The 18,318-nt window shown below is 43.9% G+C and carries 14 protein-coding genes; 11 read left to right on the forward strand and 3 right to left on the reverse strand.

Annotation, left to right across the window (positions count from 1 at the left end; genetic code table 11):
• Positions 1-178: 178 nt before the first annotated feature.
• Both J2Z20_RS00655 and J2Z20_RS00660 read right to left on the reverse strand, forming a co-directional pair.
• Positions 179-895 carry a response regulator gene (locus tag J2Z20_RS00655; RefSeq protein WP_209844370.1) on the reverse strand — a complete coding sequence of 239 codons (717 nt, stop codon included), beginning with the start codon at positions 893-895 and terminating at the stop codon, positions 179-181.
• Entirely contained in the window at positions 864-2,501 is a 1,638-nt protein-coding gene (locus J2Z20_RS00660) for an ATP-binding protein (protein ID WP_209844372.1), read from the reverse strand. Before J2Z20_RS00660 ends, J2Z20_RS00655 begins: the two co-directional genes overlap by 32 nt.
• 231 nt (positions 2,502-2,732) lie before the next feature.
• Between J2Z20_RS00660 and J2Z20_RS00665 the strand changes: the two genes are divergently transcribed.
• The 10 genes from J2Z20_RS00665 to J2Z20_RS00710 all read left to right on the forward strand — a co-directional run bounded on the left by J2Z20_RS00665 (position 2,733) and on the right by J2Z20_RS00710 (position 15,504).
• Positions 2,733-3,776: a Bug family tripartite tricarboxylate transporter substrate binding protein gene (locus tag J2Z20_RS00665; protein WP_209847127.1), complete on the forward strand. Its 1,044-nt coding sequence runs from the start codon at positions 2,733-2,735 to the stop codon at positions 3,774-3,776.
• An 87-nt stretch (positions 3,777-3,863) separates the two neighbouring features.
• Entirely contained in the window at positions 3,864-4,319 is a 456-nt protein-coding gene (locus tag J2Z20_RS00670) for a tripartite tricarboxylate transporter TctB family protein (RefSeq protein WP_209844374.1), read from the forward strand.
• Between the two features lie 18 nt (positions 4,320-4,337).
• A complete protein-coding gene (locus J2Z20_RS00675) occupies positions 4,338-5,864 on the forward strand; it encodes a tripartite tricarboxylate transporter permease (protein ID WP_209844376.1) in 1,527 nt (508 codons plus the stop codon).
• Between the two features lie 6 nt (positions 5,865-5,870).
• Positions 5,871-7,295, forward strand: a complete 1,425-nt coding sequence (locus J2Z20_RS00680; protein WP_209844378.1) for an NAD-dependent malic enzyme — start codon at positions 5,871-5,873, stop codon at positions 7,293-7,295.
• Between the two features lie 51 nt (positions 7,296-7,346).
• Complete coding sequence (locus J2Z20_RS00685) at positions 7,347-8,054, forward strand: TerC family protein (protein ID WP_209844380.1); 708 nt, start codon at positions 7,347-7,349, stop codon at positions 8,052-8,054.
• A 176-nt stretch (positions 8,055-8,230) separates the two neighbouring features.
• Positions 8,231-9,106, forward strand: a complete 876-nt coding sequence (locus J2Z20_RS00690) for a sugar phosphate isomerase/epimerase family protein (RefSeq protein WP_209844382.1) — start codon at positions 8,231-8,233, stop codon at positions 9,104-9,106.
• A 153-nt stretch (positions 9,107-9,259) separates the two neighbouring features.
• A complete protein-coding gene (locus J2Z20_RS00695; protein WP_209844384.1) occupies positions 9,260-10,129 on the forward strand; it encodes a MurR/RpiR family transcriptional regulator in 870 nt (289 codons plus the stop codon).
• Positions 10,130-10,319: 190 nt separating this feature from the next.
• Entirely contained in the window at positions 10,320-13,652 is a 3,333-nt protein-coding gene (locus J2Z20_RS00700) for a family 10 glycosylhydrolase (RefSeq protein ID WP_209844386.1), read from the forward strand.
• 63 nt (positions 13,653-13,715) lie between these two features.
• On the forward strand, positions 13,716-14,606 hold the full coding sequence (locus J2Z20_RS00705; RefSeq protein ID WP_209844388.1) for a metallophosphoesterase family protein: 891 nt from the start codon (positions 13,716-13,718) through the stop codon (positions 14,604-14,606).
• A 31-nt stretch (positions 14,607-14,637) separates the two neighbouring features.
• On the forward strand, positions 14,638-15,504 hold the full coding sequence (locus tag J2Z20_RS00710) for a sugar phosphate isomerase/epimerase family protein (protein ID WP_209844390.1): 867 nt from the start codon (positions 14,638-14,640) through the stop codon (positions 15,502-15,504).
• Positions 15,505-15,545: 41 nt separating this feature from the next.
• Here the strand turns inward: J2Z20_RS00710 and J2Z20_RS00715 are convergent, their stop codons facing one another.
• Positions 15,546-16,604: a Gfo/Idh/MocA family protein gene (locus tag J2Z20_RS00715; RefSeq protein ID WP_209844392.1), complete on the reverse strand. Its 1,059-nt coding sequence runs from the start codon at positions 16,602-16,604 to the stop codon at positions 15,546-15,548.
• Between the two features lie 324 nt (positions 16,605-16,928).
• On the opposite strand from J2Z20_RS00715, the gene J2Z20_RS00720 reads away from it, so the two are divergent.
• Positions 16,929-18,299, forward strand: coding sequence for an ABC transporter substrate-binding protein (locus tag J2Z20_RS00720; protein WP_209844394.1), 1,371 nt, complete (start codon positions 16,929-16,931; stop codon positions 18,297-18,299).
• Positions 18,300-18,318 lie beyond the last annotated feature (19 nt).

Below are 18,318 nucleotides of genomic sequence, written 5' to 3' on the forward strand. Positions count from 1 at the left end.
CTCGATTAAATTGGCGGATCTTCGATCCACGGCTTTCTGTTACCTAACGTATCCAAAAACAAATGTCATGAAAACGCTTATATTCCGTTATAGTAAACAGCCGCAATTTTCTGAGAATGATAGAGGGTATGGGGATAAGGAATCAAATGAGTAAAGCCCCGAAATATCGGGGCTTTACTCATTTCTTATTGCGATAGACTCGCTCGGGTCTTCCGACAACGCCATAGGATAGGTCGGCATATACATCGCCTAGACTGACTAGATGCTCTAAATAGCGGCGGCCTGTGGAGCGGCTTACGCCTATCATTTTGGCAACTTGATCTGCGGTTAGACCATCTGGCGTGTTTGAAATGGTTTGGATGACTTTATCGAGCGTTAATTTATCAATTCCTTTGGGTAAGAACGAATCGGATGATGCAGGCTCCTTTTTCGCTGTTACAGAGAGCAGGCGATCTACGTCACTTTGACTGATGTTTCCGCTTACAACTAATCGGGTAAGCTCACGGTTGAAATTAAGATACCGAAGCAGCGTCTCTTGAAGCCTGTTAAAGATGAGCGGTTTCATAATGTAGTCGAAGGCGCCGCTGCGAACAGCTTCCCGAATGGCGTCCACTTCTCTGGCAGCAGTAATCATAATGACATCCGTATCTGGGTAATGTTGACGAATGTACTTAAGAATCTCTAAACCATTTGCATTAGGCAAGTAGATATCGAGCAACACTAGGGTTGGCATAAGAATTTGCAGCTGTTCTTTGGCTTGGTGTTCATCGATCGCAATCCCAACTACGCTAAAGCCCTCTACTTGCTCAATGAATCGCCGATTAATCTCAGCAATTCTTAGATCATCTTCTACGATTAACACTTCAACAGTCGGTGTTTGGAGCTGAATTTCCATCGAAATTACCCCTTTCATCGAAGTCAGTTTTCTTCGGGATCGCTACAGTAAATATTGTCCCGCCTGCAGTGTTTCTATTAAATGTAATATAGCCGTTTAACTTATTGACCGCACTCACCACTAGAGCGAGTCCTATACCACGGTGTTTACCTTCCTTGGTTGAAAATCCTTTCTCAAAAACAGCGTTGCTTATTTCCTCAGCAATACCGATTCCATTATCTTCGCATTCTATGATCAGATCTTCACCCAGGTCTGTTAAGAACAATTTGACTTGTCGTTCCGAGGTATTGTCTCTAGCAAGTACAGCCTCCATTGCGTTATCTACTAGATTGCCAATAATGGTAACAAGCAAGTTGCGATCGACTTTTTCAGGGATATCTCTAAATGAACTTTCATAGTCAATTTCGAATGTGAGCTTCAGTTCTTGAGCATGATTGTATTTACCGATAATGAGTCCGCCAATCATTGGATCAGGTATTTCTCGCATAATAAATTGGACTAGATTCTGATGAATATCTGCTTCGCGTGAGATGAGATCGATCGCTTCTTGATAAGACCCAAGCTGGATAAGTCCAGAGATGACATATAGTTTATTTGAAAATTCGTGCGTTTGAGCGCGGAGTGAATCCGCAAACCTTTTGACTTGTGATAACTCTTCAGCTAACCGGTACAACTCGGATTTGCTGCGGAAGCTGGAGACGGCGCCAGCTATATGACCATTCAGATCAATAACGGGTACCCGATTGACAATAACCTCGTGATCCCCCATAAGCATCTCTCTATCAAATTCCGCTTTACCCGAACGAACGACTTCAAGCATCCTTGTATTCGGAATGACTTCGTCGATTTGCTGGCCAGTAATATCGGTGTTTTCCGGCAATTGAAGCAGCTGATATGTATAACGATTTGCCATCGTAACGAAGCCATCTTTATTTACTGCAATAATCCCTTCCCGAATGGATTCTAGGATGGCTTGTTTTTCTGTGTAAAGGGCTCCAATTTCTTTCGGTTCCAGTCCATGTATGGAACGGCGTACACTCTGGGCAATAAGAATTGCTCCTCCAAGCCCAACGATGAGCACGAGTAATGAAATAAGCTCAATTTGAATTTTGTAGGACTCGGTAATATGACGAATGTCCGACGTTAGAAAACCAACGGATACGATCCCAATGACATCTCCATTGTTATCGAACACAGGTGCTTTACCGCGCAGTGATGGTCCTAATGATCCAACTGCCTTCGAAATGATCGAATGTCCTTCAAGCACGGGTCCGTTATCTCCGCCGACCATTCCTTTGCCGATCCGTTCAGGAAGCGGGTGTGAATACCTTATGCCTTCGCGGTTACCGACAACGATATATTCAGCATCCGTCTTAAGCCGAATGCTCTCAGCAATCGGTTGAATGATAGCTGAGGGGTTCGGATTATGAAATGCTTGCCTAATTTCAGGCATAGACGCAATCGTCTCAGCAATCTTCAGCGCCCTGGTTCCAATTTGATCTTCAAGAACGGAGGTGACGACATAATTGAAAATGCCTCCAAGACTTACAGTGACTAAAGCAAGCAGTGAACAAATGATCAGTATGAGCTTCGATTGCAGACGCATATCGCTTTAAGTCCTCCGCTTTTTGCTCATATTGTATCATAAAAGCGCTATCATGGAGCCCTAAAATTAGAGTTTGATCCCGTGAACAATATGAACAAAATACGCAAAAAGATGTTTTTACAACTTATTTTGTTAAAGTTTTACAATCAATCATTAAATGATATTCTGAAAGCGCTTATAAGAAAGCGCATTCATATACATATGGAGGGGTTTATATTGTTGAAACACTTGATGACAACTTCTTTAAAAGTAGCTTCAATTGGTGTTCTGGCGATCAGTTTGGCTGCCTGCGGAAGTACCGGTTCAAAGCAAGCGGCTTCTGATAATAAAGGCACAGAACAAACCCAAACTGCATCATCCAATTATCCTGACAAAACGATAAGCCTCATTGCTCCATCTGGTGCTGGCGGCGGCTGGGATATGACAGCACGTACCATTGCCAAAGTATTGTCAGAAACGAAACTTGTTGAAAAACCGATCACTGTGGAAAACAAACCAGGCGGAGGCGGCGCTGTATTTATGGCCGAATATGCCACCAAGGACGTGAAAGACGACTATAAATTATTTGTTAACTCGCCGCCAATCTTAATTAACAATTTGAAAAAAGATGGAAATTCACCTTTCGGTTATAAAGATACAACTCCGCTTGCGCAATTAACGAAAGATTACGGCGCGATTGCGGTTCCAGCTAATTCGAAATATAACGATTTGAAATCATTGCTTGATGATTTAAAGGCGGATCCTACGAAATTAACAGTAGCCGGCGGATCTGCACCAGGCTCCATGGACCATTTGGTATCCATCCTTCCTGCTTTCAAATATGGAATCGATCCTAAAAAAATCAAATATGTATCCTATGACGGCGGCGGTGAAGCAATGACTGCACTGCTTGGCGGCAACGCTGATGTTCTAGGTACAGATGCATCCTCGTTAGACCAATACTTGAAAGCAGGCAAAATTAAGGTGCTTGCTGTAGCAGCACCTGAACGTCTTGGCGGCAGCATGAAAGACGTGCCAACGATGAAAGAACAAGGCATTGATGCTGAATTTATGATCTGGCGCGGAATTTTCGGACCTAAAGAGATGACTGACGACGCTAAGAAATTTTGGGATGATGCTCTGAAGAAAATGGTCGACACTGACGAGTGGAAAAAAGAAGTGGAAGCAAATAACTGGCAAACGGAATACAAAAATGCGGATGATTTCAAAGCTTACTTAGAGCAGCAAGAAACGCAAGTCAAAGATATGTTAACAGCTCTAGGAATGCAAAAATAAGCAATGTATAAATGAATAACATCTTTCATTAGGGGGGCGAAGAGAAATCTTCTTCCCCCTATGCTTAAAGAGGAGACATGGAGAAGGATGAATAGAAATTTCGATCGTTACGCCGGTATTGTATTTTTTGCAATTGGTACTGCTTTTGTGATCGGAAGCAGAAGCATTTCCACAAGCGCATACGGCAGCAATGTCGGAGCGAATGTATTCCCGCTTGTGTTAGGAATTTTGCTCGCTCTCTTGAGTATTCGTCTTGTTTATGAAACATTTCGCAGAGAGAAAACCGAGAAACAGAAAGAAAATTTGGATTATAAGAGATTCGGCATCATTTTCGCAGCAGCTGTATTATATGCTTATTTTCTTGAGGATCTCGGTTTTGTCATATCTACGTTTCTATTTCTAATGATTGGATTTCAAACGATGCAAAGAGGACGGATTTGGGTGTCGTTAATCATTTCTGCGGCCTTCTCATTCGGTGTTTATTATCTTTATGTCAACGTGCTGGATGGTTCGCTTCCCGGTTTCCCAGCTTGGTTATTCTAATCTTAGGAGGTCATGAAATTGAGCACTGTTGAATATTTACTTCATGGTTTAGGCACAGCGATGCAATGGCACAATCTTGTGTTTGTCTTTTTTGGTGTATTAATTGGTACCGTCGTAGGAGTGTTGCCGGGTATTGGACCGATGAGCGGGGTTGCTCTCTTAATTCCAATCACAGCAACGATGACAGCTGGACTTAGTCCAGAACAAGCTGCTACAAGTTCTATTATTTTATTAGCGGGTGTGTATTACGGCGCGATGTATGGGGGCTCTACAACTTCTATCTTATTGAATACGCCCGGAGAATCTTCATCCGTTGTGACGACGCTCGACGGCTATCAAATGGCTAAACAAGGCAGAGCGGGTGCTGCGCTCGCAATCTCGGCGATTGGCTCCTTCGTTGCAGGGATCGTTTCTTTAATAGGTCTCATTTTCTTAGCTCGTCCTTTATCGGAGATTGCGATTAAATTCGGTCCGGCCGAATATTTTTCACTTATGGTGTTAGGTTTATTAGCAATCAGCGGTCTAGCAGGCAAATCGATGGTAAAAGCGTTGATGATGACCGCATTTGGTCTGCTACTTGCGACAATCGGAATTGACAACGTCTCCGGCGTGGAGCGTTTTACATTTGGTATTCCTGAACTTTATCAAGGTCTAGAATTTTTGACCGTTGCAGTAGGTACGTTTGCAGTTGGTGAAGTGTTCAAAACTATTTTGGAAAGAGAAGGAAATGACGGGAAATTGGCGAAAATCAATCGCATCATGCCGACGAAGCAGGATCTGAAAGACAGTGCTGCTCCGATCGCGCGCGGTTCAATACTTGGATTTTTGATTGGTCTTTTGCCAGGTGCAGGAGCTATACTCGCGTCTTTCTTTGCATATATCGTTGAGAAGAAAATAAGTAAAAATCCCGAGAAATTCGGGAAAGGAGCTATTGAAGGCGTAGCTTCACCAGAATCGGCTAATAACGCTGCTTCTGGTGGTGCGATGATTCCGCTCTTAAGCTTGGGAATTCCATCATCCGGTACGACCGCGATTTTAATGGGAGCATTCATTATGTACAACGTTCAACCGGGTCCTTTGCTGTTTCAAGATCACCCTCAACTCGCTTGGGGTGTCATTGCAAGTATGTTTGTCGGTAATCTGATGCTGCTCATTCTTAATATGCCGCTTGTCAAAGTGTTTGCAAAAGTGATCGATACACCAACCAAATATTTAATTCCGCTCATTATCGTGTTCTCTGTATTTGGTGTGTATGCTGTACAATATTCGACGTTTGATTTACTGTTAATTATGGGATGCGGGCTTGTCGGATATTTCTTATCTAAGAACGATTATCCTTTAGCTCCGATGGTGCTTGGCCTTATCCTTGGGCCAATGATGGAAAACAACATGCGCAGGGCTCTTACGATTTCAAATGGGGATTTCATGATTTTCTTGCAAAAACCGGTCTCTCTCATCTTCTTAATTATTGGCTTGATTTGGATCACGGTTCCTCTCATCCTCAAACTAAGAGGCAAAAACGTCATTATTAACGAGGAAGGTTAAAGCGCCATGAAACAGACAATCGGTGGAAAAACGACCATTTTACGTTTAGAGCTGAAAACGGAAATCATTCATTTTGGTCAATTGATTACGGTCATTACGGAAAATGGAGGGGACGTCATCGCCATTGATGTCATTCAGACAGGGGCTGATTGGACAGTTCGTGACATTACCGTAATTACTTCAGAGCAATCTCAAGTCGATGCGATTGTAAGCAGAATAAAGGATTTGAACGGTGTTCGCGTCGTTCATGTATCAGACCGGACATTTCTTCTTCATCTCGGCGGGAAAATTGAAACGAAACTAAAAGTGCCGATTCAAAATCGTGATGACTTGTCTAGAGTCTATACCCCGGATGTGGCAAGGGTATGCATGGCGATTCATGAGAAACCTGAAAATGCATATAAATTGACGATTAAGCGGAATACAGTCGCTGTCGTTTCCGACGGCAGCGCCGTGCTTGGTCTTGGCAACATCGGGCCTCATGCGGCAATGCCGGTCATGGAAGGGAAGGCGATGCTTTTCAAGCAACTGGCTGATGTGGATGCGTTTCCTCTATGCCTCGATACTCAAAGTGTAGATGAAATCGTATCGACGATTAAACAGCTAGCACCGGCTTTTGGCGGTATTAATCTTGAAGATATCTCCTCGCCGCGCTGTTTTGAAATCGAAGAGAGACTAAGGGAAGAGCTGGATATCCCGGTCTTCCATGACGATCAGCATGGTACAGCAGTAGTGCTGTTTGCAGGTCTGATCAATGCTCTGAAGGTGGTAGGAAAATCGATAAGAGACGTCAAAATTGTCGTGTGCGGCGTGGGAGCAGCAGGGATTGCATGTACTAAAATATTGCTGGCTGCCGGCGTCAAGGAAGTCATTGGGGTTGATCGTGAAGGCACTTTGGTCAGCGGCGTTACCTACAGCAATGATGTGTGGAATTGGTACGCTCAGCATACGAATCCAAATCGTATGTCCGGTTCATTGTCTGATGTCATTGAAGGAGCGGATGTATTCATCGGATTATCTTCTGGAGGCGTGCTGAAACGAGCAGATGTTGAACGGATGGCACCGCGTCCTGTCGTTTTTGTCATGGCGAACCCGACACCAGAAATTCATCCGGATGAGATCGAGGATATTGCAGGTGTCATTGCAACAGGCAGATCCGATTTTCCAAATCAAATTAATAACGTCTTGTGCTTTCCAGGAATATTCAGAGCCGCTTTGGATTGCCAAGCGAGAACGATTAATGAAGAAATGAAGATCGCCGCATCGCAGGCTATCGCTTCAGTTGTTACGCCGCAGGAGCTGAACAAGCTGTACATTATTCCTAGCGTATTTAATCAGGAAGTGGTCAGAAGAATTAGGAAAGCCGTCATTGAAGCCGCCATCGAGTCGGGGGCTGCGAGAAGAATTCCACGGGAATTTCGAACTAACTAACAGACAGACCTCGAATCATAGCAAGAGGGAAATGGAAAGGATACATACATCATGGATGTTGAGTGGTTGCTACTCGGATTGTTGAAAATTATAGTAATCAATATTGTATTAAGCGGTGATAACGCGGTCGTCATCGCTCTGGCATGCCGTAACTTGCCTGTTCAGCAGCAGAAAAAGGCAATCTTCTTCGGAAGCTTCGGGGCCATTGTGATGAGAATCATCCTTACGATCGTTGCGGTATGGATGCTGAGGATCCCTTATGTTCAATTCACTGGCGGTATATTGCTCATTTGGATCGCCATGAAGCTGATGAAGAATGAAGAGGGTGATGAGCATATCGAGTCCAGCGGTCGTTTGGGCGCAGCGATCAAGACGATTATGATTGCCGATGTCATTATGAGCTTAGACAATGTGCTTGCCGTAGCCGGCGCTGCATCGGGTAATTTTATTTTGATCGGTCTCGGGCTGACAATCAGTATACCGCTCATTATTTGGGGAAGTAATTTGCTGATGAAATTAATGAACCGTTTTCGCTTTATCATCTTACTAGGCGTAGCATTGCTTGGATATACAGCAGGCGAGATGATGCTGAGTGATAAAGAAGTAGCGCATCTGGTTGAGCCGTTAGGACATACGCTTCACATTGTATTTCCTATTATCCTTGCTGCTCTCGTCGTTGTTTTCGGGAAATTAATGGAGAAGAAGCAAGAAGAGCAGAGCGACTTTGAAAATTCGTCTGTAAATACGATGGATCAATAAACAGATCTATAATTTACGGTAAAAGCATAGTTAGAGTTGCTAACGTAACTTTGACTATGCTTTTTATTTTTTTTGCCTTCAAAATCGACACTTTAAAAAAAGATACTCCACGCTAAGATGTATATGGTATAAAATGGAATTATAATCGTTGCCACTCTAAAGATGAGGTGATTGTAATGAAGCTTGCAAATCCAATTGGAATTATTGTGGACAGTTTAAGGCTTCCTTTGAAAGAGGCGCTCGCAAAGGCTAAAGACATGGGAGGAGACGGCGTACAAATTTATGCTGTTCATGGAGAGATGGATCCTGCGAATCTAACCTCAAGCAAGCGTAAGGAATTAAAGGACTACATTGAATCGCTCGGATTAGAAATATCAGCATTATGCGGTGATTTAGGCGGGCACGGTTTTCAAGACAAGGAGCAAAACCCGGCTAAAATCGAAAAATCAAAACGGATTCTAGACCTTGCCTTGGATTTGGGTACGAATATCATAACGACGCATATCGGCATCGTGCCTGATGAACATAATGAGGTATACGAGGAAATGCACAGAGCTTGTAATGAACTTGGTGAGTACGCGACAAGTATGGGGGCTTATTTTGCAATCGAGACAGGTCCTGAGACAGCCGCGCATCTTAAGAGCTTTCTAGAAACATTAAGCAGCAAGGGGGTATCCGTCAACTTTGATCCGGCGAATATGGTGATGGTAACGGGAGATGATCCAGTGCAGGGCGTTTATACGCTGCGGGATTACATTGTTCATACGCATGTGAAGGACGGTATTCGCCATCAAGCTACAGATCCGCGCAACATATACGGAGCTCTCGGCTATGAACCGATGGACCATAAAAAAATCGCTCAAATGGTAACAGCAGGGCAATTTTTTGAAGAAGTACCGCTCGGCCAAGGAAAAGTAGATTTTGATGCTTACTTCAAAGTGCTGGTGGATATCGGATACAAAGGTTATTTAACGATTGAACGTGAAGTGGGAACAAATCCGGAAGCGGATATAATCCAAGCGGTACAGTTCATTAAAAAATATAAAGCATGAACAAGATGAACACGGGGATACACTTCCATGCAGCAAAAAGGAGGATTAATTCAATTTTTTATCGGTAATTAGTAAAAATATCCTTTCTTTAACATAAGTTCAATGTTATGATGAGTAAATAATAGAGTCTCAGTTGGGAGTAGATATGCCGCTATGAAACATGTTCAGAAGTTAAACAATTCCACAAACACCCTTTTACTAATATCGAGTATTTACTCTTCATTAACAAAGGCAGAGAAGAAAGTAGCGGATGCTGTGCAGAGCAATCCGGAGGAAGCCGTACTTGCTACTGTTACGGATTTGGCGGAGCGAGCGGGCGTTGGTGAGACATCTGTTATTCGGTTTTGCCGAGCGTTAGGCTTTCGCGGATATCACGAATTTAAGCTGTCTGTAGCACAGGATTTGGTCAACATGCCGACGTATATTACTGGTGAAATTGAAGAATCTGACGATATTTCTGCCATCGCTAGAAAAATTACAATGAACAACGAGACCATTCTGAAAAGCACTCATGACCTGCTTAACCCAGACAATCTGCAGCGTGCGGTCGACACTATCCTCTCAGCGAACAAAATATACATCTACGGCGTAGGCTCTTCTGGAATTACGGCACTTGATGTGCATTACAGGTTCATGCGTCTAGGACTCAATGTGGAAATACAGCGCGATGCGCATATTATTGCGATGTCAGCTGCTCTAGCGAAACGGGGCGATGTCGTATTCGGCATATCCACTTCCGGGAGTACGAAAGATTTAGTCGATCCGATCAAACAGGCCAAGGAGAACGGCGCAACTATTATTTGTCTAACAAGCCACGCGAAATCCCCGATTACAAATTATGCGGATAATGTGCTGCTAATCCCGTCGAAGGAAAGTCCTTTCCAAGGAGGCTCGTTATCTACGAAAATCGCCCAAATTCATCTGCTCGATATCCTGTCTACACTTATTGCAAATACAAATAAAGAAAGTACGATTGAATCCATAAATAGAACAGCAAAAGCAGTTGCTGACAAATTATATTAAATATATACGAGACGCAGATGGCGCAGCTTAGAGATATAAGTTGTGTCATTTTTTTATTTGAAAAAGGAGGAAAATTCCGTTTTCAACCAAACACGGAGAGGAATATCCCATAAATGATTGAGGGAGGTGATACTGACAAGTTGTGTTCGTGTTAGGAAGTGAAATGAATAGAATTTGGGGAGGCGCGAAAATGAAATTGAAGAATCTGCTGTCTTTCATTTTATGTTTAGCTCTCATCTTTCCTATGACTATTTCTATTGCATCAGCCGATCAATCTATAACTGCCAAAGCCTCGAACGGAAGCACTATTGGTATTACTGCTGTGAACAGGGCCATTGGGGCAGCTGATGAAATGATTCTCTTTACACGACAAAACAGTAGCAAGATGACGGATTCGAATCCGTATGCTGCTGCCGCGGTCGTTGATTACCAAGATGGTGCATATACCGTGACCTCTGTTACTTATCGGGAAGGCGCTGTTCAGATTCCGACGAACGGATTCGTGCTGTTTGGACACGGAACGAGTGAACAGTGGATTAAAGACAATATAGCTGTAGGCGATCCAGTTGAGATTATTGGATATACGCTTCCAGAACCGGTAACGGGAGGACCGCAGCTGATTACGGAGAATGGGGCGATGCTGCCGATTGATTACGTTGATCAAGAGCAGCAGCCGAACTCGATTGCCTTATATACTCGTAATTTTGGAGAAAAGACAAGGCCTTTTGCCGAGGATACCGTTCAATACATTATTGCTAACGGGGTATCCGTCGTAAAGAGTACTTATGGACTTAATGGTCAAAGAGGAACATATATCCCTGTGAACGGTTATGTTATTTCAGCAGCAGGCAGCGCAGCGGCAGCTCTAAACTTAGATGTAGGTCAGATGGTGCAGACTGTTAACGCAGACATTCCTATTTTGCCGACGAAATATATGAAGGTAAATGGAATTGCGGTAGGCATCGATAAAATAAATGGACCGCGCGGAGCGGGTGAAGTCGTTCTATTTGATCCTTCTTACGGTGCAGCGACGAATCAGAATGCATGGGGGATGGAGATTAGTGTTGTTGCCAATAAGGTAACGAACGTTGTGGCGATCGAGTATGATCCGAACACGGGAGGTTATAAAGATAACAATTCAGCGATTCCAGCGGACGGATATGTCTTATCCATTCAATCGGCAAGTCCTTACTACGATCAGCTAGTCGGCCATGTGAGTATTGGAGCAGAAGTGGAGCTTGTGACGGATAGTCTCGTCTACCAAGCAGCGAAAACGACGTTTGATGCTTATAATCCGAAGACGAAAGAAGACAATCCGGGCGGCTGGGATAATGATGGCAATCAGCCTTATCCTGGATTTCGAGGCACGAATCAGTTGATCGTCTATGATCGGAGTTATGGCACTGAAACGGGGACTAATCCTTGGGGAAATGAAGTGGCAGTCAACGCTCAAGGTTATGTCATTAGTAGCGGCGGCAACAACAAGCAAATTCCTGAAGGCGGTTACGTGCTGTCTGGGCACGGCGTTAATAATACCTGGTTAACGAATAACGCGCCGGTCGGTGCGAAAGTGAGCTTTGATTTTGCCAAAAAACAAGTGCTAATCATTTTCACACCGGAGTCCTATTTGGATAAAGCGGCGATTAGTATTGAGAGCGCGGAACAGGCGCTTCAGCAGTCCAAGGCTCAATTTATGGATGTGCCATATGCTCAAATCGAACAGAAGATTGCAGAAGCGAAAACAGTGTATGAGCAGGCGAAAGAACAAATATACCAAGGCGGTACAAACGGACTTATTGATTTACTAAATAATCTAGATATGCAAGTTACAGATGCCAACTACATGAATTATGAATCTCCTAAGGTGCAGACACGCGGGCTTTGGCTAAGGCCTAAGGAAACCAATATAGAGCAGGTTAAGGATCATTTGCAAAAGATTAAAGATACAGGTATCAACACGATCTATCTAGAAACGTGGTGGGACGGATATACGACATGGCCGACATCCATTCCAGATACGGAATTAAATCCGATGTATAAAGGCTTCGATGTGCTCGGCGCTTACATTCAAGAAGGGAAGAAGCTCGGCATACAAATTCATGCTTGGGTCGAAAACTTCTTCGCCGGGGGCCCGGTAGTACAGAATCATCCAGATTGGCGACTCATAAGCAGACAAGGTATTGACTATGAGGAAGGCAGCTACAATGCCAAATGGTATTGGCTCAATCCAGCGCTGCCGCAAGCGAGAGATTTCGTGGCTTCGGTCTACAAAGAACTTGTAACTAAATATGATATTGACTCGCTGCATTTAGATTATGCAAGATACCCGGGCTCTGGAGATTACACGAATGATTTTGGATACGACACATATACTCGAAATTTATTTAGCGAGAAATATGGGGTTGATCCGCTTAATCTTCATCCAGGAGACGCATTTTGGAATGAATGGCTGCAGTTCCGTGCAGATATTATTAACTCTTGGGTTGCAAGGGTTGTGAGCGATGCACACGCTATAAAACCGAACCTCCAAATTACAGCAGCCGTCTGGCCAAATTATGATGAAGCGCCGAAAACCCACGCTCAGGAGACGAAGAATTGGCTGGACAACAATTTGATCGATGAGCTGTTCCATATGTCCTATGCGCCAGGCTCGGCATTAACCGTGGCCGATTTGAAGAACTCATTGCTACTAGCTGGCAACAATGCCTTCGTCTCCTCAGGATTGGATACGTTCCAAGGTAATTCGACCTCTGCTGTTGTCGATCAGATAAATGAAGCGAACAAAAATGGTGCAGCGGGTGTAGCACTGTTCGAATTTGAAGGCTTATTCAATTACAAATATGACAGAGTGCTGAAAATCGGCCTTTTCCGCAATCAAGCGATCATGCCTGATTATCGTAAGACGAAGCCGCTCTCGACGGTCATGGAAGAGATCATTCGGAAAATCGATGAGATTTATGTTCCTTTTCAGGGTATGAGCAGCAAAGAAGCGAATACATTTAAACGGGTACTGCAGTCGGCTGTGAGAACTTTGAATATCGATCCAGATATGCAGGCAGAGACATCAGGCATGGTGAAGAAACAGATCGAAATGATAAAGAGTGAACTTCTTGAGAGCAGAACGATTCATCCAGAAGTTATCCATCGAATGAACCATGATTTGGATTACGGCAGCAAAATGATCGATGTATATTTCTCAAAGGCAGAATTGAAAGCACAATTAAGCAATTTAACGGTAAGTGCTGGGTCGTTGACGCCTTCCTTTGTGCCATCCACTTATGCATACACAGTACAGGTAGGAAATGAAGTGACGAAGCTAAACATCTCAGCGAGTGTGGATCATCCGAAAACTGTTATTGTTGTGGACGACAAACGGTATACGGGCGGTGCGAATATTCCTGTGAAGCTTCACACCGGTCCAAACAAGGTGATGATTAACGTCATTTCTGAAGATGGACTCAAGAAGAACTACTCAGTGACGATTGTTCGTGCCTCGAAGGGAGGCAAAGGGGATCATAACTAAGGGCCGCGGGGAATGGATTCCACCGAGCTGGATAATGAATGATTTGTTAAGGAGTGCTGGATCATGAGGTTCGCGGTGATGTCCGACATTCATATTGTTGCATGGGATGAGGAATCGGGGGCTCGACTGATTCAAGCGCTGGACGATTATATGAATCTTGAGCAGCGCCCTGACTTTATTGTCATGAATGGCGACTTGACCGATGGACACGAGGATGATTATAGACTGCTGAAGGAGATTATTCAAAAGCGACATTTGCCGCCTATTTATGTAACGAACGGCAACCACGAATATTATAAAATGTGGCACAATGAGAAGCGGCAAATGGTACATGAGACTTTTCCGAACGGATGGTCCAGCGAACAAGCAATCAAATTATTTACTTCCGAGATGGGACTTTCTTGCAGTTATTATGACGTATGGACTGAGGACTCCCATCTTATTTTTTTAAGCGGAGAACAATACCGTGATCGTCATCCGGAAAGTTTGGAGGATGCGTGGATTTCGGAAGAACAATTTGCATGGCTTGAAGAAGTGCTGAATGCGCATCGGAATGCTGGTCAAGCTCGCGTTAAAAGGAAACCTATCTTTGTGTTCCTGCATCAACCTTTGCCAGGTACAGTTGCTGGCAGTCATTGTCCTGAAGAGAAAGGCGTTGTGCAGGACGAACGGTTTCGTGATATTTTGTCGCAATATCCAGAAATTATATTATTCTCTGGCCATACTCATGCGGAGCTCTCCAGCAAGCATATTTATGTAGAGGATGTGATTGGACATATGGGTACTTCTTCGGTGCGAAGACCTTATGATTTGGATCTGCATCCGATAGAGGGACCGTGCAGCGAGAGCGTCTTGGTAGAAGTAATCGAGAATAAGGTCGTAATCAAGGGACGCAGGCACGACACCCATGAATGGCTTGAAGCAGTTTGCTTTGAAAGGGAACTTGAAATGTGATTCGTGATGAAAACAAGGGAGATGGATGGGGATGAACATTAGTTTAAGCATGTGGAGTGTACACAAGTATTGGTACAACGGTTCATGGGATGTGCTGGGTTTCTTGGATTTTGCTGCTGCGACGAAGGCTGCTGGTGTAGAATTGTTAAGTATTTTTTGGCGGGATAAGGAGAAAGAGCTTCCCTTAGTGGTAGAGGCACTGAAACGACATGGGCTTGAAGTTGTCTGTTTTTGTGCATGTAACAATTTCGTACTTCCAACCGCTGAGGAACGTGAGCAGCAGCTCAAAGAAATTACAGATTCGATCGATACAGCAGTTCATCTAGGTACACGTATCGTTCGCGTTTTCTCAGGAGATCAGCCTCATGACGGATCTATCTCCTATGAAACAGGGATGCAGTACGTATTAGAAGGCCTGTCTGCCGCAGCCAAATATGCCGAGGACAACAATGTTGTGCTCTGTTTAGAAAATCACGGGCTGTTCGCCGGCAGAAGCGATCAAGTGAACGATATTATTGCGGCCATTCATTCTCCGGCTCTTCGCAGTACATTTGATACGGGTAATTTCCTGCTAGTCGGTCAAAGCCCTAACGATGCGATTCATGAGCTCATCGATAACGTGGCACATGTGCATGTTAAGGATTTGATTCAGGTATCGGAAAAGGCAGAGGGAGTATTCGACCATGCGCTGGGTGGCCAGTTGTACTTGTCGACTATTGCCGGTGAGGGTGAAGTAGACCTGCGATTCATACTAACTGAGCTTTATAACAACGGTTATGATGGCTGGCTGTCCGTAGAATTCGAAGGCATTGAGGAGCAGACCGAAGGTTCAATTCGCTCCATTGATTATACAGACCAGCTCGTTCAGGAGATTAAAGCGACGGTTAGAGCGCAGTAATCCCCTCACTATAAAAAGACGTCCGCATTCGCGGACGTTTTTTACCAATTTACCTCTCGGCCCAGAGCGCTGGATTCATAGATTCCGCACAAAATCTTCATCATCTCTACACCGTGCTGAACGGGGCTTAATGTCGTCTTGCGTTCTAAGCAGCTGTCTATAAAGTGATTGATTTCATTTTGAAAGCCGGCTGCAAAATCGAATGACAAATTGTCGACCTGCGGTTGAACATTGAGAATCGTATCGTATTTCTCGCTGATAATCGCGAGCTCTGGTTCGATTTCAGCGCCACCTTTATCACCGTATAGTTTCACAGTGAGCTCATCCTTCTTGGCGTGAAGTGTAAAGCTTACATCAACCAGCAGTGAAGCCCCATTTTCAAATCGGATGAGGGCGTTTGCCAAATCTTCAACGTTATTTTTGGACGCATCATAATCGGCGGCCTTATAGAACGATAGATTATTTACATTAGACCGATTTCCAAGCCGGTTATACGTATTGCCGCTGACTGAGACAACCTTTGGCATCCCCATCAAATACCAGCAAATATCGATAATGTGTACGCCGAGATCGATGAGCGGTCCGCCGCCGGAACGCTCTTGATCGGAGAACCATCCTCCCGGATTTCCGAGTCTGCGAAGACAAGTCGCTTTGGCAAAATAGATCGTACCGAGCTCTCCGTTATCTATAAATTGTTTTAAAATTTGTGTATTCGGAGCGTACCGACGCACAAAGCCGACTTGAAGCAATTTACCACTCTGCTCTACAGCTTCTTGTATACGGTGCGCTTCTTCTACTGTTTTACATAAAGGCTTTTCTACGAGTACGTGTTTGCCGGCATTTAAGGCGGAAATAGCAATCTCTGCATGTGTATTATTCCAAGTGCAGATGCTTACGGCGTCAATTTCAGGATTCGCGAGCAGGTCGTTATAGTCGGTATAGTAATGACTGGCACCATATTTTGCTGACTTATCCTTCGCTCTTTGCTCATTCAAATCACAAATGGCGTAAATCTCCACTTCCTCGTTATGCAGATAAGCGTTTAAATGGGCCTCTGAAATGGATCCTGCGCCGATTACCCCGATTTTCAACCTTGTCATCGGTACACAACTCCTTTTTCTCCTTTTTATAAAAGGTATTCAAATGTGCTTAATAGAAGTATTCTGCCATCAAATGGAATATTCCTTTAAAATAATTGATAAAAGTGAAAAAAACTTTCAAAAAAGTATTGACGGTTGGTCTACTGGGTCTTAACATGGGATATAGGAACATTATGGAATTTTTATAAGAATTAAACATCTTGTTTTTTTTCGTTGTTCTGCATGAACGAAGATCGCACTTAGGAGGGATGCGGCTCATTTCAAGATTCGTTAGTTGAAAGGCAAGGGGAACATATCAATTCAATGAAGGTGGGGAAAGCAAAAATGTCAAAGAGGTATCGTTCATTTGCACTCCTATTAGCAATGGTCATGTTGATTTCATTGATTGCCGCTTGCGGTTCCGGCAGTTCCAGCGATAAGAATAATACAGCGCAAACGCCGGGTACCACTACGGAAACGACGAATACGAATACAGACACAGCCAAAAAAGAAGAACCTAAACAAGAACCTGTTGAACTTAAATTTTGGACCATCTCGTTAAGTCCTAATTTTGATGATTATATAAATGGCCGGATTAAAAAATTCGAAGATGAGAATCCAGGAATTACGGTGAAATGGACAGATCTCCCGTACGGTTCCATGGAAAATAAACTGCTCACATCCATCGCAGGCGGCAAATCGCCGGACGTTGTGAATTTGAATACCGGTATGACCATGACACTGGCTGGGAAAAACGCACTCGTTGATTTGAACAAGGAAGCGACCGAAGAGCAGCGTTCGATCTATTTCCCGGATCTGTACAATTCGACAAAACTTGGTGAAAGCGTTTATGCATTCCCTTGGTACTATGGTCTGTCCGTGTTCGCTTATAACAAAAAAATCTATGAAGAAGCGGGTCTCGATCCGAACAAGCCGCCGACAACGTACGAAGAAATGAAACAACAGGCAATTATTATTAAGGAAAAGACAGGCAAATACGGCTTCGTGCCAACTTATAATCCGCCGGCTGATTTCTATTTCTTAGGTGTACCGATCATTAGCGAAGATAAGAAGACCATTATTGTCGATACGCCGGAAGCATTAGAGTGGGCGAAATGGAACAAGGATCTGTATGATCAAGGTATTGTTCCGAAGGATAGCTTATCCGCTGATGCCAATTATGCCACTGATAAATATCAAGCAGGTAAAATTGCATCATTGACTACAGGCGCGCAGTTCTTGAGCCGCGTAAAAACAAACGCAAAAGATGTGTATGATAACACCCTCATCGCTAAAATGCCTACCCTGAAACCAGGCGGTAATGTGCAAGCAGGCCTCATGAACGTCGTCGTTCCGACGATGAGTACTCACCATAAAGAAGCGATTCTGTTCGCGAACTTTATTACAAACGATGAATCTCAACTCGAGTTCTGTAAAATCGTTAATATTCTTCCATCGACGAAAAAAGCTGCAGCTGATCCATTCTTCACGCAAGCCGGAACCGATCCTGAATCACAAGCTAAAGTCATTACAGCCCAAATGGCTTCAATGGGTAAAGACTTCTCACTTGGTGTAAAAAACGAAGGAGATGTTCTTGATCCGCTCTGGAAAGGGTGGAAGGAAATGCTGAATGGAAAAGTGACGCCGGAAGAAATGCTGAAGAAGGCTCAAGCTGAAATGCAGAAGAAACTCGACGAAATTAACGCTAGCGAGTAAAAGGGTAAGGAGTGAGTCC

Source organism: Paenibacillus sediminis (assembly GCF_017873765.1).
GTDB lineage: Bacteria > Bacillota > Bacilli > Paenibacillales > Paenibacillaceae > Paenibacillus_AG > Paenibacillus_AG sediminis.